Raw genomic sequence first — 21,196 nt, 5'->3', positions numbered from 1 at the left:
CTATCGATCACGTATTTTAAGGCCGACAATCTTCGCAGAGTTATTGAAAAAACACCATTCAAGAACTTAACAGTGGACTCAAATCTTGCCACAGCTGTGGGCTCGCAGCCCAAACCTGGTTACCGTTTAACAACCCATCGTTCTTAAGGAAGTCTGTCACTCGCCCGCCAGCTTCTTCGATTAACAGCAAGCCCGCCAAAGCATCCCAACTGTTTAGATGAGACTCAAAATAGCCATGAGCCAGCCCAGATGACACATGAGCCAGCATGAGAGCGCCCGCACCAAAGCGTCGGTATTCGATATTCTGTTTATCCAACATCAAGATAAGATCACAATATTCTTGTACTGGTCGGCGATTAGACCGCCCTAATCCTAGAAGTGCTTGACCTTTTTTAGGCTCATGAATAGTTAATTGAACGCCATTCAAATACGCACCTTGACCTTTCTTGGCAATAAAAAACTCCTCTCTATCCGGCGCATAAACAAAGCCCATCTGGATTTCTTTGTGTTTTACATAAGCGACGGAAACACACCAATAGTCCATACCTTGAACGTAATTAGTGGTGCCATCAATAGGGTCAATCACCCAGACTCCATTGTTTTCTGGGTTTGAAGCCTGAACCAGACCACTTTCTTCCCCCAAAAAACCATCGTCTGGGAATAGGCCTCGAATCACTTCTTTTAACTCTGCTTCAACCGCAACATCTGCCTGAGAGACAAAATCTTGCCGACTTTTTGTGGTTACTGACAATCCAGACTGACGAAGGCTTTGAGCACGTTTGCCAGCCGCTCTAATTGCGGTTTCTAAAATCTGATAGCTATCTTGCATGTTCTTTTGTCCTTATGCTGGTCAATTCAAAGTCTGGCGAGGTATTTCTAATCACCAATTTGACCGGTATTTCTTCTATAGTTTGATCAATATAGGGATCTTGCCCCCTGGCTTCCAAGCAAGATAAGACACGCTTCGCGGTTTCCTCGACATCTTGATGAATCGTCGTCAAGCGATAACTGTATTGCGCGGTTTGCGGCGTATTATCAAAGCCAATGATGTGAAAATCTTGGGGGGCATCAAAGCCATTTTCTCGCATCCCATCCAAAAAGCCGCAGGCCAGCTGAGCATTAGCACAAAACACACCATCGACTTTCCCACCTTCAGCACAAAAAACGTGAGCTGCTTGCCTTCCTCCTTCGTATCCATCCATGTCGGCGACAATATGAAGTAAATCGCTCTCATCACATAGACCTATCTCAGCCGTGGCCTGACAAAACATCTCACCACGGTTGATACCAGACCAAGTAGAGTCTTTATAATTCAGCCAAGCAATAGACGAGCAGCCACAACGCACAAACTGCTCCGCAACAAGAACGGCTGCCATTTTATTGTCGGAACAGACAAAATCCACATCTGGGATATCCATATGACGATTAATGCCGACGACAGGAATATTATGTTGTACGCACTCTTTAACCAATTCCACTGGTGGCTGGCCGGATGTGACGACCACTCCCGACACACGAAATTGCGTAAAGCGCCGAATGGTCATTTCCAATTCGTCCGCATCACGTACTTCTGTAACGAGGGCTTGATAGCCCTTACGCTGAATTTCACTCAACAAGCCCTCAAGCAAACTGCTACGAAAAGGATCACTTAAGCGCGCCACCACCACACCCACTAACTGGCTGCGTTTACGGTTTAAACCCTGAGCCAAAAAATTAACTTGATAACCCAACTCATTCGCCGCCTGTAATATTTTTTCGCGGGTTTCGCGAGCCACATTGCCTTGATCGCTAAACACGCGAGACACAGACGCACGAGACACGCCAGCAAGTTTCGCAACATCTTCGGCAGATACAGATCGGCCACCTCGAGAATCGGTCACATCTTGCCTCCTTGTCCTATTGAAAGAGAATCAAAGACATGTCGACTAAGATCAATATCGTCTAAATCCAGCAGCAGACCATCTCGACTCAAAAACATGTCAGGAATGTCCCTCACGGCTTGCAATAAACTCGGTATCGCCTCATCAAAACAATGATAAATCCCCAACGCCTTAGCACCAGTGTCCACAAGCAAGCGCTCACAACCGGGCAAATCCCCATGGGAGGAGTCATTAGATAAAGCCTCAAAAGACGCACATTCCTGAAAGGCCATGTCCACATCTTTCATCAACGACTGGCTAGCAGCAGTAGGACGACCATCACCACTGTAAAATAAGGTTTTGTCATCGGCCGCAATTCGAATCGCTTTGTTCGCCATTTCATGCTGAGTGTTCGCTGTGCGGATGTGCCAGTGCTTCCATTCGAATTGGTCCGCAATATCCTGCCAATTAATCTCAAAGCACACGTGAGTTTCCGGCCACACCGCCAATTCCACCAGCGCTTTTAGAGGCTGCTGCTGCTCAGCTTGGCAAAAAATAGTCAAAGGCTCCGTTCGTTTGAAGCTTTTCCATTGATTAATCAACGCGGCCAAACCTGAGCTATGGTCTGGATGTATGTGCGTAAAATAAATTACCTGAATATCATTCACACCAATATTTCTCTGCCAAATCGCACGTGGCACCGTTGGCCCACAATCGATAAGCCATTGGTTTTGCTGACAATCTATAATTCTAATCGAGGAGGTATTGTTGCGTTTAGAGAACGCACTACCACTGCCAATCACGTCAATTTTCATACTGCCTCACCAAAATGTCTTTTTAGCTTAATTAAATTGTCATAAAGATCCGACAAAGTAGGCCTCCATAATGTCGGTTAGAGATTACATTTTTTTTACAAAACACTGAACACGTGTTCATTTGTTAAAAAAACTTTAAAAAACCTACCGACACTCGTTTTATCGGTTTGGAGAAAAGACAAGGCATGGCGCACTTACACATAAAAAATTTACAGGCAGGCTACGGCAAAAAATTGATTTTAGACAATATCAATTTAACCGTTGAGCAAGGCGAGATGATTGCCTTACTCGGTCCATCTGGCTGTGGAAAAACCACGCTACTCAATGCCTTATGCGGCTTCGTTCCTGTCAGTAATGGCGAAATTTTTGCCGGTGACCGAGCCGTTTCTCAACTTCCCGCCGAAAAGCGCAACATTACCATGGTCTTTCAAAGTTACGCTCTTTGGCCCCACATGACCGTTGCGCAGAACATCGGTTATGGACTAAAAGTTCAAAAAGCCAAACGAGTAGAAATAGAAAACCGAGTGACCGAGCTACTAAGCATCGTTAAGTTAGAAGGTTTAGAAAATGAAAAAGTCACCGCCCTTTCAGGAGGGCAGCGTCAACGAGTGGCTCTGGCTCGTGCGTTGGCGATCAGACCCGATGTGCTGGTTCTCGATGAGCCACTTTCGAATCTTGATGCAAAGGTAAGGCTAAGCGTTCGCCATGAAATCAAAGCCCTGCAGAAACAACTTGGCTTTACCTCACTCATAGTCACCCATGATCAGGAAGAAGCCTTGGTCATGGCGGACCGAATCGCCGTGTTAAACCAAGGCAAAATCGAACAAATCGGTACACCAGAAGAAATTTATCATCACCCAAGTACGCCCTTCGTTGCCGACTTTATGGGAGCAGAAAACCATATCGAGTGGCCCACTAACGACGACGCTTTCCGTCTAAACCTGAGTAACCATGCCACTCCATTAGACATTTATTTTCGTAGTGAGAATACAGAGCTGCTGCCCACTCAACCGACGACAAACGAAGATGACTTCCATACGGGCTTGGTGATCAACGGCCACGTCGAACAAAGTGTGTTCTTTGGCAACAACTACCAAATTAGTGTGCGCTGCGGGAAGCACACCATACAGGCAGATCACGACCAGAATCTACCTGAGAATACTCCCGTTACTTTACGCGTTCCCACCGATGCTCTGCATGCTTTCACTAAAAACGTAGAACATGCCGAACATCAAAAAAACCATGCCGTTACTGTTTAATCAATGAGGATGAATCATGTTTACTAAAACGAATATCGCCGTAATTGCCGCTGTCGGCCTTACTCAATTTTCAACTTTTGCTTACGCAGACACCACACTGAACGTGGCTTCTGCCGGCAGTCAAAACATGGTGGATTACGTAAAAACCTACCTTGCTCCTAAATTTGAAGCAACGCACCCGGGTGTAAAAGTGAACGTAGTTGGCACAGGGCCAGGTGATGCGGGTTCTCACAAAATCATGGAAAAGCTGTCGGCGCAAAATGACAGCGGTTTGGATAAATGGGACATTGATGTGGCCGTTGTACACCAAAAAATTGGTGGCGAATTGGTTGAAGATGGACTGCTTGCAAAGTATCGCAGTGATATTAACACTGGCAAAATGGTGTCCCGAGACAGTGCGAAAAATGCCCTAGGCATCGATGTTGATGGTTACGTTATGCCTATGTTTCATAGCCAAACCGCCATTGCTTACAACAGTGATTTCGTTGAAAGCCCACCAACGTCTTATGACGAATTGGTTAAGTGGACGCAAAAACACCCTAAATCTTTCGGCTACAACGGCATTAAAAACGGCATGTCTGGCGTGAGCTTCGTTACAGGTTGGATTTACGCTTATGGTACAGATGCTCATACATTGTCTGCCATGCCGTACGACAAAAGTGTTGAGTCTTCTTGGGACAAAGCCTTTGCCGAACTAAAAGAGTTCAACAAGAACATCACTTTCACACCAGGCAACGCAGGCACGTTAGACATGCTAAACCGTGGTGAGATTTTTATGGGGCCAGTTTGGGTCGACATGTTCTATAGCTGGAAAGAGCAAGGCAAGATTCCACCATCGCTTAAACTCTCTTTGATTGCACCAGGTATGCCGGGACAACCAATGTACTACGTGACGCCAACCAAAGCTGCGCACCCTCAACTGGCTCGCGAGTTCATTGAATTAGCCACCAGCCCAGAAATTCAAGCCAACGGCATTGTGAAGCAGTTCAACTGGTATCCAGGCATTGATGCGAATTATGTAGAAGCTAAGCTGGATAAAGCCACATGGGAAAAATTGTTCGCAGAAATCACACCGAACGATTTATCCAAATATGGCAAAAGCTTCCCGATTGGGCCGTACTTTGATGACATCAAAGAAGGCTACGAGCGAAACGTTTCTAACTAGTTTTGTGAGCTAAATCACTGAGCGAAGTAATCGCTCAATATAAGCCCTGAGCACGCATTCCCTATATTAAGCTGCTCGGGGCCATTTTCTCTTGTGTTGGTCATTGGAAATAAACATGCGTCAAACGACATCACGCCATCTACTAAAGAACCCTCTTTGGTTAATCGCCCCAGCCGCGCTCATGGTCGGTATTTTCTTTTTATATCCCTTGTGCTTTTCGCTCTATTCAGCCATTACATTAGATGATGGCAGCGTCACTCTCAGCCATTTAAACAAAGCCTTTGCGCTTTACTCAAACGACATCTTTTTCACCATTATCATTGTGTTGATTTCGGTCGCCATTTTAGCGGTATTATCCATCACCATCGCCGCCTTGATTACTTTATCGCCTTTTCGTTCTTTAACGAAAACACTGGCCTTTCTTTATCGTTTGCCTTTATTCATTCCCTTTATCGTCACCGCGCAAATGATGCGCACCTTTTTGGCGAAAAATGGCTTAATGAATAATGCCTTTGTCGCTTCTGGTTTGCTAACACCCATGGACACCGTGTCTTTCCTTGGCTGGAGCGGCATCATTATTACCTTTGTCTGGAAGCAATTAGCCTTTTCGACCTTGTTAATCTCTGGCGCCATGGCCGCCTTGGACGACTCTCAAATCCGTGCCGCTCGTAATTTAGGCGCGTCACGTTTGCGTATTCTATTTCAGATTATCTTGCCACAAATTATTCCGACCTTAGGCGTTGCCATGGTGTTATCCATTGTCACCATGATGTCCGTATTATCCGTTCCATTGATGATAGGCACAGGTTCACCCACCATGATGACGGCGGACATGGCGTTCCGCATCAACTCTTATGGCGATTACCACGTAGCGAACGCGCTAGGTTTGGTGTCTTACTGTATTTGCGCTGGTTTGGCTTGGTTTTATCTGCGCCAAAATCTTAAAGAAAAAGGGGCGAACTGATGATTTATCCACAACATAAAGCCTTGCTAGACAAGTTCAACATTCGCTCCTTGCGATTCAGCTTCTGGCTACAATGTGTCTTTATCTTATTGCTCGCACTGGCGTTATTTGGCCCTATCATGAACTTACTGATTTGGACCGTAACGGAGAGTTGGTACTTTCCTCATGCGCTGCCAAGCCAATGGGGATTCAAATATTGGCAGCAAGTATTTAATCCTTATAGCGATGTATCTGGTTCATTATTTACCAGCTTGCTGATTGCGGTATTAACTGTGGTGGTTTGTATGATCGTCTCAATACCGGCGGGTTATGCACTCTCCAAACGCAGTATGCCATTGCGTATTTTTTGGATGTTACTGTTTTTAATCCCTCAAGCATTTCCAAACTTAACCGTGTACATGAACATCGCTCGGCTGTTTTATGAATTTGGCTTAAACGGCACCTTACCCGGTGTGATCATAGTCCATAGTGTTCATGGTTTGATGTTTTCCATCTGGATCAGTGTCGCGGCATTTTCATCGACAGATCCTATGCTAGAACGTGCGTCTCGGAATTTGGGGGCAGGGCCTTTCTACACCTTCTTTCATATTGTATTGCCGCAAGCCGCACCTGGGCTTATCGCCAGCTGTATTTTTGTCTTTTTAGAGTCACTAGACGAATTTACCGGAACTTTCTTTGTCGGTTCGCCGAATATCAGCACATTGCCACTTTTGCTGTACACCGCCAGTATGGAAGGAAACTATCAGATCGCCTCAATCACCGCATTGATTCTTCTTGTGCCGTCCATCCTATTTATGGTCATCATTCACAAATTTATGAAACCTGAGATGCTATCTAAACTAGGCAAGTAACATTATGAAAACAAAAACAGCTTTAAGGCAGCCGCAGTCGACATAATTCGAATTAGCCATTTGAATTGGATTGGGTTCACTTTCTTTAACACATGGTAGCCGATGAAAGAACCTATAACCAATCCAGGCACTGCGTATAAGCTGGTTTTTGTGCTCTCGACTGAGAGCAAGCCAAGGCTGATATAAAATGGCAGCTTCACCACGTTAATAATGAAAAATGCCCACGCGCGGGTACTGACATAGGTTTTCTTATCCAGCTTTTGCTCCAATAGGAACAGGCTAAATATCGGTCCCGCTGCGTTGGCCATCATGGTCACAATCCCGCCAATAAACCCCATGGAATAAGCCGCAAGCGGCTTCTGCATAAAAGAGGTTGGGCGATAATCCAGATACAATCCAAGCGCAATCATGGCAAGTATCATTACGCCAAGAAAACTCACAAACTGTTCCGCATTAATGTTCGCAAGGAAATGACTGGCGACAAACACCCCGAGAAAAGCCAAAGGCAAAAAGCGCGCTAACACCGACCAAGCGATTTTAGATCGGTAGCTAAACACCGCCATAATATCGGTAATAATATACAGAGGTAATAAAATGGCTAACGCCTCAGGCCCTGGGACAGCAATCATCACAATGGGCAACACCAGCAACCCCATGCCGCCAACAGAAAACTTAGAAAAGCCGGTAATCAATCCAGCCAGAAACAACACAATAATCGTAGTATCCACGTTTCACTCCTTCAAATATCTCACGACATGACTCGTTTTATGCGTGCAATAATACGGCAAATAATGAACAATAAATAATCTCGTTTTATTATCAAAACGATTCGAATTAATAATCATCTTGAGGCCATTATGAAACTGGATCAATTAAGAGCCTTTATTGCCGTGGTCGAAACGGGCAGTTTTCGTTCTGCCGCAGACGCTATTCACAAAACACAACCAGGCATTAGCGCGGCCGTAAAAGCACTAGAAGAGCAATTTGGCTTTCTATTGTTCGACCGCAACAGCTATCGGCCGACGCTGACACCTGAAGGCCATGCCTTTTTCCTGCAAAGCCAAAAACTCATGTCTCAGGCTCTGCAACTGGAAAACTTAGGCAATGACCTCGCCCAAGGCACAGAAGCGCCACTGCAGCTCTGTTTAAGTCAAATGGCGTTAGACGATAACTGCATGTCACGCATTAAAGCCTTTCAGCACCAGCACCAGCACGCTAATATCGCCTTAGACATCACCACAGATCACCTTTATGGCGTGCAAGAAAAGCTCGCCAAGAACAAATGTGAAATCGCCATTGGCCCACGATACGGGCTCGATGACAGACACGCCTTTATCGAACTGAATAAAATCACCATGATGGCTGTGATCAGCCCAGAATTACTTGCTACGCTTAACGCCAGCGACACCAAGATCAAGCAACAATCCTTGTACGCCATTCCCCAAATTTTGGTCAACGACACCACGGCCAATGCCTCAGAAAATGGCCATAGGTACGTTTTACCAACAGGCAAACGCTGGTACGTAAACGATTTTCAAGCGAAAAAAACCTTGTTGGTGCACGGACTTGGTTGGGCGCGCATGCCAAAACATTGCATTCAGGCAGAATTGAGTAACGGACAACTGGTGCCGATTGAAGTGGAGAATTTTACCTCACAGAATCAGCTGCCCATTTTTATGATTCGCTTACGCCATCAAACCCAGAGTTCGCAAGCGAACGCATTCTGGGAAATGATGAAAGGCTTTTCTAACAGCACGGGAAGCGATTTATAAAGTACGATTCAACGACCAATCGTAATCTAGAAAACGGATGGTCATATCCTTGTCTTTAAGCTTCTGAATCTCTTCAGGGTTTAAAGACAAATCCGCTGCGTGATCGATTAAAAACTGCTCCAACGATGAATAGCCCTTCCAGCCTTTTTCAAAGTCTTCTCGATACCATTTAAAAATAGAAGACAGCGCTAACTTGCCATTATCTATTCGATTTCGACTGCGATCTTGCAAGAAAAGTCGCGTTTGTTCGTCTAGCTGAGTATCTAAATGCTTGCCCGTATAAGCTTCATTGCGAAGTGCAGGACAACCAATACTTGCGCAATTCACCGCGAAATGAATGCGCGGGTCTTGATAACGATCTGAACCACGAATCAAGGTATGTTCGATGTCATCCAAAGATCGCGTTTCACCTAATAGCGGAATAAAAGACTTACTCCACGGCGAACTAAAAAAGCGGCCGAGATCTTTAATCGAATCCAAATCCGGCCACTGGGTAAGAATCAAATCCACCGTCCAAGCATTGTACGCATTAATCAAAAACGCCAATTGTTCGTCTTTAGGCCAATCATCAAACTCAGGGGGCGTTACTTGAGACAAATCCGCTAAGTAGCGATCAAGTTGCGCCTTATCATCGGCAAAGCCTTGATAATCCACTTGGCTTGCCTGACCGCCATTGAGCGGTAACACATACTGTTTTAGCAATGCATCCCATTGACTATGATCAAATGAGTTTGCCGCGCTTACCTGAGCGCTGAACAAGCCAGCGAAGAAGACACTCAATAACGTCAAAACCAGTAAACGAAGCTTTTTCATCGCATTAACCTCGACGCCAAGCATGGTATTTTTCCAGCCAGTTCAAAATACCTTGCGGTGCGTGGGCGCGTTTCCATTCACCGGCAGCGTATTTATTAGCTTCCGCCCATGTTGGATAAGTATGAATCGTGCCGAGGACTTTATTCAGGCCAAGACCATGTTTCATCGCCAGTACAAATTCTGCCAACAAATCCCCAGCGTGTTCGCCAACAATGGTCACGCCCAAGATCTTATCTTTGCCCGGCACCGTCAGCACTTTGACAAAGCCTTTTGCCGCGCTATCGGCAATGGCGCGATCCAAGTCATCCAATTCGTAACGCACCACTTCATAAGCAATGCCTTTATCTTTGGCATCCTGCTCGCTCAAGCCCACTCGCGCCACTTCAGGATCAACAAACGTCGTCCAAGGAATCACTCGATAATCGACACGGAATTTTTTAAAGGTACCAAATAAAGCGTTCACCGCCGCGTACCAAGCTTGATGAGCGGCCACATGGGTAAATTGATATGGCCCCGCCACATCGCCTGCGGCAAAAATATTCGGGTAAAGAGTTTCCAGATAATCGTTAGTGACAATGGTGCCCTTGGTTTCAATTCCCAGATTTTCTAGACCATAACCTTCCAGACGCGCTTCGCGGCCAACTGCACAGATGAGCGCATCAAACTCAATGATCGATTCTTGTCCATCATGCTCAACGATCAAACGCTTCACCTCGCCTTCTTTTTCACAACGCACGGCACTGTGAGAAGTCAGCATGATTACGCCATCTTGAATTAAGCTTTCTTGTGCGAGCTTAGACACTTCTTCGTCTTCTCGCCCCATAATGCGAGCCGAGCGTTCCACTTGAGTCACCGTCGATCCCAAACGGGCAAAACTCTGCGCCAATTCACAACCAATCGGGCCGCCGCCTAATACAACAAGGCGCTTCGGCGGCTCATCGAATTTAGCAAAGGCTTCCCACATGGTATCGCTGGTGTAATAACCCACCTCGTCTAAACCAGGTAAATCTGGCACAAAAGGACGTGCACCGGTTGCCAACACAATACTGCGCGCCGTCAAACGTTGCGTGTCACCGTCATGTCGTTGAATTTCTACTGTCCAAGGATCGATCAGCTTGGCATAACCTTGCACCACATCGACACCCATTTTGCTATAACGCTCAACGCTATCGTGAGGCTCAATTGTCGCAATCACATCGTGGATTCGCTGCATGACTTTTTTGAACGAAAACGTCGGCTCACTGCTGTTCAAACCATAGTTTTCAGCATGGCGCATTTGATGTGCGACCTTCGCACTTTTGATCAATGCCTTACTCGGAATACAACCATAATTTAAGCAATCACCGCCCATTTTATGGGCTTCGACCAAGGTGACTTTGGCTTTTACTGTCGCCGCTATGTAAGCACTTACTAAGCCACCAGCACCCGCACCAATGACAATCAAATTACGATCAAAGGATTTTGGTTTGCTAAATCCAGCATACACACGGCGCGCTTTCACCACATCGACGATTTTTTTCGCAATAAGCGGAAACACACCCAACAAGACAAAAGACAACAGTAAAGACGGTGACAAAATACCCGACAAACTCTCCAATTGGCCAAGCTGAGTTCCGGCATTGACGTACACCAAAGTGCCTGCGAACATACCGATTTGACTCACCCAATAGAAAGTCAAAGCACGAATCGTCGTCAACCCCATCAATAAGTTAATTAAGAAGAAAGGAAAAAGAGGCACAAGACGAAGGGTAAATAAATAAAACGCGCCTTCCCTTTCGACGCCTTCATTAATCGCCTTTAATCGATCACCAAAGCGCTTTTGTACTGTGTCTTGCAACAGATAACGGGACACAAGAAAAGCCAAGGTCGCGCCAATTGAGCTGGCAAAAGAAACAATCACAGTGCCCCACAGCAAGCCAAATAGCGCGCCTGCCGCCAAGGTCATAATCACCGCGCCAGGCAAAGACAACGCCGTCACAATGACGTATAAGAGTAAGAACCCTCCACCCACCAAGAACGGACTGACTGCACGCCACTCTTCAAATCGTACCAAGCCCGATTTCAAGCCTTCTAACGTTAATAGCTGGTGCAAATCAAAATAGAAAAAGCCCACTGCCAATGCCGCAATCAGTACCAGCAATCCAATTTTTTTCATTAGTCACACTCCGAAAGAGCCTTGCGACTCGGGGAAAATACAATTAATCAATTCGTTAATGGTAGTTAGACAGAATACAGACTGGAATTATTACAGCAAGAAGGATTATTTTTTCAATAATCCACAGAGAGCAGAAAACGAAGCCGCGCCTGACTAAAGCAAACACGGCCAAAAGAATAAATCGCGGTTTATAAAACGGCTTTTATACGCCCTGCTAAAAGACTAAACAACACGCCAAAACAACAAACGCACAAGACCAACACGACCAAGCCAGAAAGACCATAAACTGCAATTGCCGTTGCAAACGCCGGAGGCCCAACCGTTGCGCCAATATTGCCGAACTGGGCAAGTAAGCCATAACCTTGCGCTTGCTCACTTGGGTTGCGAGCCAGAGTGGGAATCATCGCTAGCGCAGAGCCAGGTACCATTCCTAGAAACAACACCATCACACCAACCACAACACAGAACAGTTCAGCCGAGCCACTGATTAATGACAAAACTACCGCACTGCTGGCAACGCCAAAATACGCCATCAAAGCAACACGCTGTGGTCGCATGAGATATTGCGCAATAGCACCTGCTAAAAAAGTACCGCCTGTACTAATGAGTGGTAACACAACCATCATTAGCTTCTGCAATGTGGAATCGCCAATCAAACCAGGCACGTAGGTCAACACAGAAACCAAAGTGCAGGTATAAAACAAGAACACACAGCTTGGCAGCAAAGCACGAGGATTCTGATAAATCTTGATCATTTGCCTAATAAAACCGTCTTGCATCTCTGTCACTGGCACCAAATCCAATACAGGGTTCTTTCTTAGCTTAAAGAAAAGCACCACGCCAATCGTGGTAATAAACACACCATGACTTAAAAACAGCGTTTGCAGGCCGTAGTGATCTAAAATATTTTTTCCCGCCCAGCCACATAACGCAAAAGCAACACCAAAGAAGGTGCCCCAGATGCCCATGGTCAAAGACTTATGTTGCGGTGCGCTTAACTTAGCAATCAAAGTCGGCGCAGCCACCACCACACCTAACTGAGAAAAGCCCTCCAACATGCGTGTCACAAATAACAAATTAAAAGATGGCAGAGTAGATTGGATCAAAGATAAACCACCGCCCAACAACAACGCACCAACCAGCACCTTCAAGTAACCCACTCGACTGGCGATCATGCCCGCCGACACACCAAATACCAAGCCTGCAACCCCCACTGCGGAAAGCGCCGCGCCTGTTGATGTTGCACCCATTTGATAATGCTCAAGCAAACCATCAAACGACACGGAAAACTTGGCAAACTGCATGGCCGCCGAAATACCCGCAACCCAGAGCAAAATCACATTTAGCCATTGGGTTTTTGCTTCAGTGATTGGTGATTGAAAAGAGGAGTTTGTTGGCATCTCGCTTCCTTATTAGAATGAAAATTAAGCCATCGACCAAAAAGATGCACTTAAAAGCTGACCTGACGGACAAATTATGGCCGCTATTCTAAAGCATAAAAGACTTGTATAGACAGCAATGAAGTAACTTTCTTACTCGAGAGTACATAGGAGTAGAAATAATTGCTCACGCCCTTAATGGTAGGCCAGTAACTAGAAGGGATAAAGTGCTTGAAAAACGACAGCTTGACCTTACTCCACCGTTAATCCTGACGCCAACGCTTTTGTTTTTTTACTAACGTTGACTGGTCAATACCAAGTACATTAGCGGCTGACCTAGTTGTGCCACACTCTTTTATCGCCTCATCAATCAAGTGCCGCTCTAACGCCTCAACCTGTGACTTTAGGAGTCGCTTCTCACTACTAGGAGCTTTTAATTTAAATTCCGCAGGCAGTTGCTCAACCGTAATCAATGACTGATCAGCGGTAACGACTAATCTCTCAGTTAGGTTGATTAATTCTCGAATATTACCTGGCCAGTTATAATGACTTAATTGTTCAATGACATATTGATTCCAATGACAATCTAATTCATACGCACTATTAAAGTGTTGAATATAATGCTCAAGTAGCGGAGCAATTTCATCCTTCCTATCGCGTAATGGAGGGAGCGTTATTGGCACGACATTTAACCGATAAAGTAGATCTTCTCTAAATAATTTAATATCAACCAATTTTTTTAAGTCATGATGTGTTGCAGAAATTAAACGAAAGTTCACGCTTTTAAAATCAGTTCCTCCAACAGGGATAAAGCGATTTTCAGCAATTACCTTAAGTAACTTTACCTGCAGGCTAAGCGGTAAATCACCAATTTCATCCAAAAATAAAGTGCCATTATTAGCCGCTTCCAATAGCCCAATGCGCCCTTTTGCTGAAGCCCCAGTAAAAGCTCCCGGCATATATCCAAAAAGCTCAGCCTCCAGTAAGGATTCTGGCATCGCCGCACAATTAAGCTCAATAAATGGCCCATTGCTAACTTTGCTATATTTGTGAATAGTATTCGCTAATAGCGTTTTACCTGTACCCGTTTCTCCTTGAATAAGTATCTTGGCATTGGAGGTAGCAACTTTTTTGGCTAAATCATAACAGGCCTTAGTATTAGAGCTAATGATAAAGGCCTCTTGATTATCCCCAGATACGGCAGATGTTCCGTAGAGCTCTTTTAGCTTTAGTAGTTGGTCTAGCTGCTCTTCTTTATGTTTTGCTTTAAGTAGCTCAGTAATATCCCTTGCTGTAGTAACAACGTACTCAATGCGACCTTGCTCATCAAACATCGGGGTTCCAGACACAAATATTTTATGGTCATCCCCAATGGTTTGAATAATGGTAACAGCACTTAATTCTTTCAGTACTTCAAGCGAAACCGAGCGTGAGATATAACCAGCCTTAACAACTTCAGACATATGCAGACCAATTAAGTGACGCTTTGATAATCCAGTCATTCTTTCATAAGCTTTATTCATGGTAACGGTTATACCATTCCCATCGGTTATATAAACACCATCACTCAATGCATCGATAACTCGCTGTAAATTTTTATCAAAAACCACTTATTTCATTACTCCCGAATTTTCACTATTAAGCATAACGCGCGCCCCCCGCTAAAGAGCAATCGTTTCATGCTACTTGGCGTATTAGAAAGTATTTCAGCCCAATCATCTATTTTTATTTGAGAGCCACATGTCGTTTGATGAAATCAATCATCAAATATAAATTCTTGATGATTAATTTCATCAAACCAATTAATAGATAAAAATAAAAAATCTTTTAAATCAATCACTTAATAAAAACTTAATATTTGGTATGCCGATTGCAAAAATACAATTCAAGTCATGCACTTCTTACATGAATCCACGATAACTAATATAAAGGAGATTCTAATGTTACAGGATATGTCACTTCTAAAAACCCGCTGCTTAGTCAATGGCGAGTGGGTCGAAGCCAAAGAAAAAACCACACACCCTGTCACTAACCCTGCGACCGGTGAAGTCATCGCAGAAATCCCTCACCTTTCCCCAGAGGAAATCCCTGCCGTCATCGAAGCCTCTCGCATTGCACAAAAAAAATGGGCAGCACTAACGGCCAAAGAACGCTCAGTGATTTTAAAACGCTGGTTTGAGCTAATGATCGAGAATACTGACGACCTAGCCCTCTTGATGACCTCAGAGCAAGGCAAACCACTAGCCGAAGCGAAAGGCGAAATTGGCTACGCGGCCTCTTTCATTGAATGGTTTGCTGAAGAAGCAAAACGCATTTATGGCGACACGATTCCAGCACCTCGTGCAGACCAAAGACTGACCGTTATCCGTCAACCGATCGGTGTTACGGCAGCGATTACGCCATGGAATTTTCCAGCCGCGATGATTACACGCAAAGCCGCGCCAGCACTGGCTGCAGGATGCTCAATGATCGTTCGTCCTGCGGACTTAACGCCGCTTACTGCGTTAGCCATTGGCGAACTCGCACAACGTGCCGGTATTCCTGCTGGCGTTTTTCAAGTCATAACGGGCTCTGCTAGCAAACTAGGCAAGGTTCTTACCGACAGCCAAGTCGTTAGCAAGTTGTCTTTCACAGGATCAACGGAAGTCGGTCGTTTATTGATGGCGCAATGCGCACAAACTATCAAAAAAGTCTCTTTGGAACTTGGCGGCAACGCGCCCTTTATCGTCTTTAATGATGCGGATCTTGATAAAGCCGTCGAAGGCGCAATGGCTTCTAAATACCGTAACGCGGGACAAACTTGTGTTTGTGCTAACCGAATCTTAGTCCAGCGCGGTGTTTACGAGGCATTTACCGCCAAGCTGACCGAAAAAGTCAAAGCTTTAAAAGTAGGTAGCGGTGTTGAAGCTGGCACCGACATTGGTCCAATGATCGAAGAAAAAGCCATCACTAAAGTAGAAGATCACATCCAAGACGCCGTCAGCAAAGGCGCGACACTTGCTTTTGGTGGTGATCGCTTGGGCGGGCTATTCCTACAGCCAGCGATTTTGACCGGCGTTACGGCTGAGATGAAAGTCGCACAAGAAGAAACCTTTGGCCCGATGGCGCCGTTGTTTGCCTTTGATACCGAAGAAGAAGCCATTGCCATGGCCAACGATACGATTTTTGGACTTGCTGCGTATTTCTATACTCGCGATCACGGCCGCATGATCCGCGTATCAGAAGCACTTGAATACGGCATGGTCGGTCACAACACAGGATTGATTTCAAACGAAGTCGCCCCTTTTGGTGGCGTTAAACAGTCTGGTCTTGGACGCGAAGGCTCTAAGTATGGCATCGAAGAATATCTCGAAATGAAATACGTATGCAGTGCCCTATAAGCCAACAACAGTAAATTGGAGATCATTATGACTGACGGCATCAAACCTTTTTCTTTTAATACGCCCGGCTCCATGCACCTTGAATGGGGTGGCGCAAAGCGCCTTGGCGAATTGCTTAGTGGGTGGTTCAAAGAACGTAACTTATTAATCGTAACAGACAAATTTTTGAACGAAAGTGGCCTATTGGAACAAACCAAAGACTCACTAAAAAAACACGGATTCACGGTAACGGTATTTGACAATGTAGTCGCTGATCCACCAGAACACGTGCTAATGGAATGTGTCGAACAAGGTAAACAAAGCCATACCGATATTGTTTTAGGTTTGGGTGGCGGGTCTTCTATGGACATCGCCAAATTGGTTGCTGTCATGCTGACATCTGAACAGCCACTCTCTGAACTATACGGCATTGGTAAAATCACTGGCACAAGAGCGCCATTGGTACAGGTTCCTACTACGGCAGGCACAGGTTCGGAAGTAACCAACATCACCATTCTTACCACAGGCGAAACGACTAAGATGGGTGTGGTATCTCAGCAATTGTACGCAGATCGCGTCCTGTTAGATGCAGAATTAACTGTCGGCCTTCCGGCGCTACCAACTGCTGCAACGGGTATTGATGCCATGGTTCATGCCATTGAAGCCTACACTTCGGTTCATCTTAAAAATCCTTTATCTGATGCATTGGCAAAAGAAGCCTTGCGCCTCTTGAGCAAAAACCTAGTCACCGCTTGCCAAGATGGGAAAAACCGCACGGCCCGTGAAGCTATGTTGCTGGGTGCAAATTTAGCAGGCCAAGCCTTCTCTAATAGCCCAGTGGCAGCGGTACATGCCCTCGCTTATCCATTAGGTGGTCATTATCACCTACCTCACGGCTTAACGAACGCTCTCATGCTTGGTCCAGTCTTACGCTACAACATGGCGGTTGCTGCGCCTTTATACGCAGAGCTTGCGGATGTTGTTCTGGGTTATTCAGACGAAGGTGTGGAAATACGCTCAGCGAAATTCGTCGATTTCATGCAAAAACTGATGAACGAATCTGGCGCACCGCAGCGTCTTCAAGATGTTGGTGTCACCGAAGAAAGCCTACCAACACTTGCCAAAGACGCCATGTTACAAACTCGCCTGTTAGGCAACAACCCTGCTCCCGTAACTGAAGAAGATGCATTGGCTTTGTATCAAGCAGCTTTCTGATTCTAAAAATGATTAAACCAAGGGGTAATAGCAATACTTCTTAAAAATTTCAACAAAACGAGATTAGAAACCTCTGAAAAGGAGAAATATTATGAGCTAAACTACTCATTTATATAAATGAAAATTTGTTTATACATAAAAGATATCTGACTTAAAGCTTATTAGTCACTTTTATTTATAATCTTCAGTATTAAAAAAATATAATTACAAAAGGTTTTTTAAAATGGAAGAATTAAAGTTATACGCTATGACATGTGGTTGGATTACAATGCCTTATGGTTTCTTTATGGCAGGAGAAACAGGCAACTTAGCGATTCCAATACCTTGTTATTTAATTGAGCATCCTAAAGGAACGGTATTATTTGATACAGGTCTAGAACTCCCCCTTCAGTCTGAAGATGAGCATGTCGTCAAAAATGCATTAGGTGGATTTGCAGAATTAACAACGGTAGATTTTGTTCCTGGCGAAGACGTAGCGAAGCGTTTAGAAGCCTTCGGCGTAGATCCATTAAAAATCAATTATGTAATTAACTCCCATCTACATTTCGATCATTGTGGCGGTAATGCTTGTGTCCCAAATGCACGTATCGTTATACAAAAACGAGAATGGGAAGCAGCCAAGGATGAAGAAAACATAGAAAAAGGTATCTATGTGCCACGACATTATGATTTAGGCCATGACCGTCTAGAAATAGACGGTGAACATGATTTATTTGGTGATGGCTCTGTCGTTTTAATCCCAAGCTACGGACACACACCAGGGCACCAATCCCTTAAAGTAAAAGTGGATGGAAAAGAAGTAGTTATCGCAGCGGACGCTTGTTATTTAAAAGCTTCTCTTGAAAAAATGACCTTACCCGATGCGATGGTTGTGAATGACGCCCAAGCTATGCTGAATAACTTCGACTTGTTCAAAAAGTTAAAAGCAAAAGGGGCATTTCTTTTATATGGACACGATCCGAAGCAATCAAAATCACTAACTGATGGCAGTATTCGTCAAATAACAGCCGAGACGTTGGCAAGCTTGTCATAAAAATCGTCCAATAAGTTATTATTGGACCAATAATATGCATTAGTATGAACTTGTTGTGATTTAAAAATAGAGAGTTATCCATTTTAATAATGATAACTCTCTATTTCATATTCGCATATATTTAATCCTACAATGAAACACGTAGAGACGTTCAATTTTACTAAATAACTATGTACCACTTAAAAGTTCTCTGTAAATGCCTACATCAAACATCTTTTTCCAGTTTTCCGGTCCAATGATATTTTTAGTTTATTTCGCTCGATAATAAGAAGGAGGGAACGAATGTTGTCTCGCCCAAAGTCGACGAAACTGTCTCGGATCATCAAAACCACAACGCTCAGCCACGTCTTCTATTGGCAAAGACGTACTTTGCAAAAATTGCATCGCTAAAGTCAGACGAAGTTTATGAATATATTCACGTGTTGTCAGGCCAGCACTTTCTTTAAACAAGCGCACGAGATGACGCGGACTGCATTGAGCAATGTCGGCCAAGCTTTCCAGTGACCAATTCCGAGCAGGATCAACCTGAATGGCATCTTGTACCCGATGCACACTTTGGTGAAAATGATTGCGGTTTTCTAACCACGGAGATTGGCTAGGATCATTCGGACCACGACGCGAGAACAGCACCATGTGGCGCGCCACCTGACTCGCACAATTCGCTCCAAACTCCTTTTGTATAAGATACAAAGCCAAATCAATACCAGCCGTCACACCAGCACTGCTATAAAAATCACCATCTACGGTAAACAATCGATTAGCAAGCACTTTAGCGCTAGGCGCTGCCTCTTGGAGTTCGTCTATATGCATATGGTGAGTCGTACAGGCTCGTCCGTCTAAAAGTCCAGCCTTAGCAAACAATAAAGTACCCGCACAAATACTAATATAACGACCAATACAATTTGCCTGTTGAACTAACCAAGTTATCGTTGCTTCCATAGCAGGCGTCTCTAAATCAATACGATCACCCGCCAGTCCTGTACTAACGATCCAGCTGTTCGCAGCCATAACATCAGGTAAAGACTCGACTTGAATATTCAAACCTAAGGTATTTTCAACCTTTGCTTCAGGGCCAACAAAATGCAATTCAAATTGTCTTTGGCTCAAAGATTCAGCCCCAGCAGCAAAGCGATTTGCATATTGAAAGGCCTCCGCAGGGCCAATCGTATCCAGCAAAACACTATTCGGCATCATAATAAAATAAACTTGAATCTTAGTTATCACCGACACCTTATACCCCTTTGAAGGTTGTTTTGAATTGATCGAAAAGCCGAACACCAAAAGTATTAACCAACAGACCGATCAATACAAAACACACACCGATCCATTGAAGCGGCAACAGACTTTCATCCAGTATTATCGCTGCAAAGGTCAAACCCACGACAGGAACACCCAAGGTCAAGGGTGCAACTTGGCTCGCTGGATAACGACCCATCAAATATCCCCACAAAGAATAACCCAAAATAGTCGCCACCAAGGCAAGATAAACCAGAGCACCAATAGACACCCAACCAATATTCATCAAAGCTGAATACATCAATTCAGGCCCTTCCATATACCAAGAACACACAAAGAAAGGCAATGGCGGCACCCAAGCACTCCAAATAACCATGTTCACATTCACTGCATAGCCTTTCTGACTCATAGTGCGAGCACTAATATTCCCTAGCGCCCAGCTCGCTGCGGCGAACAAGGTTAGAATAAAACCAAACAACGTCATATCGCTGACGCCAGACACCACAGCAATCATCAGCAAACCACTGCCCGCTAAAGCAATCGCCAACACTTGATGCAAACGCACACCTTCTTTCAAAAACACCAACGCAAATACCATGGTAAACAACGCCTGAGACTGTAATACCAAAGAAGCCAAGCCAGCGGGCATACCATTCGCCATCGCCATAAACAAAAAGGCGAACTGCATAAAACCCATTGGTAGTGCATATACACACCACCACTTCAGCGGAATGTTAGGCCGTTTCACCAACAAACACCCGATCGCCGCCACCGCTAGAAATCGCAGTCCACCCAATAGCAAAGGCGGCACTTCGCCAAGGCCAAAAGAAATCACCACAAAGTTTAATCCCCAAGCGAGGATAATCACCAGAGCCAAAATACTGTCTTTAAACGTCATAATGCCTATCACCATTAAATTTGATAGAAGCATTATAAAAAGGCAATTAAAGGGAAACGAGGACAGACCGTAGGGTCAAAAAGGACACTCTATCCTTCAACGATACTGGCCGCTTAGACTAAATAATTTATGAGTTCCCACGGAGACAGTGAGAACTAGGAACCCAAACAGTCGAGTAAACGAACCTGAAAAACATGCAAGCACTCTCGCTCCGCGTGGTAATGCATAGTAGAGGCACCAAGCACACATTCCCACGGAGATCATGGGGATTAGGATATTTCGTCACTCTAAGTACACGACAATTAAGCCCCCATAACGCAATATGACTTACTGCAGCACAAAAACACTTGACTGCTTAGACTGTTGAGACAAAAAATGATAAATACAGAGGTGACTCAATGCCATATGAGTTCCCACGGAGAC

The 21,196-nt window shown here is 44.8% G+C and carries 18 protein-coding genes; 8 read left to right on the top strand and 10 right to left on the bottom strand.

The genetic code is table 11. The features are described from left to right. Window positions 1–58: 58 nt before the first annotated feature. Genes AC2A4J_RS01695 through AC2A4J_RS01685 form a run of 3 tightly spaced genes read right to left on the bottom strand, consistent with a single transcriptional unit; the run spans window position 59 to window position 2,674 of the window. On the bottom strand, window positions 59–829 hold the full coding sequence (locus AC2A4J_RS01695) for an inositol monophosphatase family protein (protein WP_484174654.1): 771 nt from the start codon (window positions 827–829) through the stop codon (window positions 59–61). Continuing rightward, a complete protein-coding gene (locus AC2A4J_RS01690; RefSeq protein ID WP_255827462.1) occupies window positions 819–1,880 on the bottom strand; it encodes a LacI family DNA-binding transcriptional regulator in 1,062 nt (353 codons plus the stop codon). Before AC2A4J_RS01690 ends, AC2A4J_RS01695 begins: the two co-directional genes overlap by 11 nt. Continuing rightward, entirely contained in the window at window positions 1,877–2,674 is a 798-nt protein-coding gene (locus tag AC2A4J_RS01685) for an MBL fold metallo-hydrolase (RefSeq protein ID WP_484174653.1), read from the bottom strand. The genes AC2A4J_RS01690 and AC2A4J_RS01685 overlap by 4 nt, the downstream gene beginning before the upstream one ends. Before the next feature lie 185 nt (window positions 2,675–2,859). On the opposite strand from AC2A4J_RS01685, the gene AC2A4J_RS01680 reads away from it, so the two are divergent. From AC2A4J_RS01680 to AC2A4J_RS01665, 4 genes are all read left to right on the top strand, one after another. Next, the gene (locus AC2A4J_RS01680) at window positions 2,860–3,933 is read left to right on the top strand and encodes an ABC transporter ATP-binding protein (RefSeq protein WP_484174652.1); all 1,074 of its coding nucleotides are present in this window, start codon (window positions 2,860–2,862) and stop codon (window positions 3,931–3,933) included. 16 nt (window positions 3,934–3,949) lie between these two features. After that, the gene (locus AC2A4J_RS01675; protein WP_484174651.1) at window positions 3,950–5,098 is read left to right on the top strand and encodes an extracellular solute-binding protein; all 1,149 of its coding nucleotides are present in this window, start codon (window positions 3,950–3,952) and stop codon (window positions 5,096–5,098) included. 115 nt (window positions 5,099–5,213) lie between these two features. Further along, complete coding sequence (locus tag AC2A4J_RS01670) at window positions 5,214–6,062, top strand: ABC transporter permease (protein WP_114413162.1); 849 nt, start codon at window positions 5,214–5,216, stop codon at window positions 6,060–6,062. Continuing rightward, window positions 6,062–6,913: an ABC transporter permease gene (locus AC2A4J_RS01665; protein ID WP_114413163.1), complete on the top strand. Its 852-nt coding sequence runs from the start codon at window positions 6,062–6,064 to the stop codon at window positions 6,911–6,913. Before AC2A4J_RS01670 ends, AC2A4J_RS01665 begins: the two co-directional genes overlap by 1 nt. 2 nt (window positions 6,914–6,915) lie before the next feature. Here AC2A4J_RS01665 and AC2A4J_RS01660 read toward each other — a convergent pair whose 3' ends face one another. Beyond that, window positions 6,916–7,641, bottom strand: a complete 726-nt coding sequence (locus AC2A4J_RS01660) for a sulfite exporter TauE/SafE family protein (protein ID WP_484174650.1) — start codon at window positions 7,639–7,641, stop codon at window positions 6,916–6,918. Between the two features lie 129 nt (window positions 7,642–7,770). On the opposite strand from AC2A4J_RS01660, the gene AC2A4J_RS01655 reads away from it, so the two are divergent. Further along, entirely contained in the window at window positions 7,771–8,685 is a 915-nt protein-coding gene (locus AC2A4J_RS01655) for a LysR family transcriptional regulator (RefSeq protein WP_484174649.1), read from the top strand. Here AC2A4J_RS01655 and AC2A4J_RS01650 read toward each other — a convergent pair. The 4 genes from AC2A4J_RS01650 to AC2A4J_RS01635 form a co-directional block, all read right to left on the bottom strand. After that, on the bottom strand, window positions 8,680–9,498 hold the full coding sequence (locus AC2A4J_RS01650; protein WP_484174648.1) for a DUF547 domain-containing protein: 819 nt from the start codon (window positions 9,496–9,498) through the stop codon (window positions 8,680–8,682). The two genes, AC2A4J_RS01655 and AC2A4J_RS01650, sit on opposite strands and share 6 nt — an antisense overlap. A gap of 4 nt (window positions 9,499–9,502) precedes the next feature. Beyond that, on the bottom strand, window positions 9,503–11,653 hold the full coding sequence (locus AC2A4J_RS01645; RefSeq protein ID WP_484174647.1) for an FAD-dependent oxidoreductase: 2,151 nt from the start codon (window positions 11,651–11,653) through the stop codon (window positions 9,503–9,505). A gap of 188 nt (window positions 11,654–11,841) precedes the next feature. After that, complete coding sequence (locus AC2A4J_RS01640; RefSeq protein ID WP_484174646.1) at window positions 11,842–13,053, bottom strand: MFS transporter; 1,212 nt, start codon at window positions 13,051–13,053, stop codon at window positions 11,842–11,844. A 242-nt stretch (window positions 13,054–13,295) separates the two neighbouring features. Further along, window positions 13,296–14,642, bottom strand: a complete 1,347-nt coding sequence (locus AC2A4J_RS01635) for a sigma-54 interaction domain-containing protein (RefSeq protein ID WP_484174645.1) — start codon at window positions 14,640–14,642, stop codon at window positions 13,296–13,298. 330 nt (window positions 14,643–14,972) lie between these two features. On the opposite strand from AC2A4J_RS01635, the gene AC2A4J_RS01630 reads away from it, so the two are divergent. From AC2A4J_RS01630 to AC2A4J_RS01620, 3 genes are all read left to right on the top strand, one after another. Then, the gene (locus tag AC2A4J_RS01630; protein WP_484174644.1) at window positions 14,973–16,412 is read left to right on the top strand and encodes an NAD-dependent succinate-semialdehyde dehydrogenase; all 1,440 of its coding nucleotides are present in this window, start codon (window positions 14,973–14,975) and stop codon (window positions 16,410–16,412) included. Window positions 16,413–16,451: 39 nt separating this feature from the next. Further along, entirely contained in the window at window positions 16,452–17,606 is a 1,155-nt protein-coding gene (locus AC2A4J_RS01625; protein WP_484175082.1) for an iron-containing alcohol dehydrogenase, read from the top strand. Window positions 17,607–17,829: 223 nt separating this feature from the next. After that, window positions 17,830–18,639, top strand: coding sequence for an N-acyl homoserine lactonase family protein (locus AC2A4J_RS01620; protein ID WP_255827450.1), 810 nt, complete (start codon window positions 17,830–17,832; stop codon window positions 18,637–18,639). Window positions 18,640–18,888: 249 nt separating this feature from the next. Here AC2A4J_RS01620 and AC2A4J_RS01615 read toward each other — a convergent pair whose 3' ends face one another. Next, a complete protein-coding gene (locus AC2A4J_RS01615; RefSeq protein ID WP_484174643.1) occupies window positions 18,889–19,869 on the bottom strand; it encodes a GlxA family transcriptional regulator in 981 nt (326 codons plus the stop codon). A 1-nt stretch (window position 19,870) separates the two neighbouring features. Continuing rightward, window positions 19,871–20,773 (bottom strand): EamA family transporter, encoded by a 903-nt coding sequence (locus AC2A4J_RS01610; RefSeq protein ID WP_484174642.1) that lies wholly within the window; start codon window positions 20,771–20,773, stop codon window positions 19,871–19,873. Window positions 20,774–21,196 lie beyond the last annotated feature (423 nt).

Source organism: Marinomonas sp. ATLA20, from assembly GCF_057180105.1.
This window is presented reverse-complemented; position numbering and strand designations above follow the sequence as displayed.

Excerpts from the sequence above, each read along its gene's own strand:
- AC2A4J_RS01695 (WP_484174654.1), bottom strand. The coding sequence starts at position 829 with ATGCAAGATAGCTATCAGATTTTAGAAACCGCAATTAGAGCGGCTGGC.
- AC2A4J_RS01685 (WP_484174653.1), bottom strand. The coding sequence starts at position 2,674 with ATGAAAATTGACGTGATTGGCAGTGGTAGTGCGTTCTCTAAACGCAAC.
- AC2A4J_RS01680 (WP_484174652.1), top strand. The coding sequence starts at position 2,860 with ATGGCGCACTTACACATAAAAAATTTACAGGCAGGCTACGGCAAAAAA.
- AC2A4J_RS01675 (WP_484174651.1), top strand. The coding sequence starts at position 3,950 with ATGTTTACTAAAACGAATATCGCCGTAATTGCCGCTGTCGGCCTTACT.
- AC2A4J_RS01670 (WP_114413162.1), top strand. The coding sequence starts at position 5,214 with ATGCGTCAAACGACATCACGCCATCTACTAAAGAACCCTCTTTGGTTA.
- AC2A4J_RS01665 (WP_114413163.1), top strand. The coding sequence starts at position 6,062 with ATGATTTATCCACAACATAAAGCCTTGCTAGACAAGTTCAACATTCGC.
- AC2A4J_RS01655 (WP_484174649.1), top strand. The coding sequence starts at position 7,771 with ATGAAACTGGATCAATTAAGAGCCTTTATTGCCGTGGTCGAAACGGGC.
- AC2A4J_RS01650 (WP_484174648.1), bottom strand. The coding sequence starts at position 9,498 with ATGAAAAAGCTTCGTTTACTGGTTTTGACGTTATTGAGTGTCTTCTTC.
- AC2A4J_RS01645 (WP_484174647.1), bottom strand. The coding sequence starts at position 11,653 with ATGAAAAAAATTGGATTGCTGGTACTGATTGCGGCATTGGCAGTGGGC.
- AC2A4J_RS01640 (WP_484174646.1), bottom strand. The coding sequence starts at position 13,053 with ATGCCAACAAACTCCTCTTTTCAATCACCAATCACTGAAGCAAAAACC.
- AC2A4J_RS01630 (WP_484174644.1), top strand. The coding sequence starts at position 14,973 with ATGTTACAGGATATGTCACTTCTAAAAACCCGCTGCTTAGTCAATGGC.
- AC2A4J_RS01620 (WP_255827450.1), top strand. The coding sequence starts at position 17,830 with ATGGAAGAATTAAAGTTATACGCTATGACATGTGGTTGGATTACAATG.
- AC2A4J_RS01610 (WP_484174642.1), bottom strand. The coding sequence starts at position 20,773 with ATGACGTTTAAAGACAGTATTTTGGCTCTGGTGATTATCCTCGCTTGG.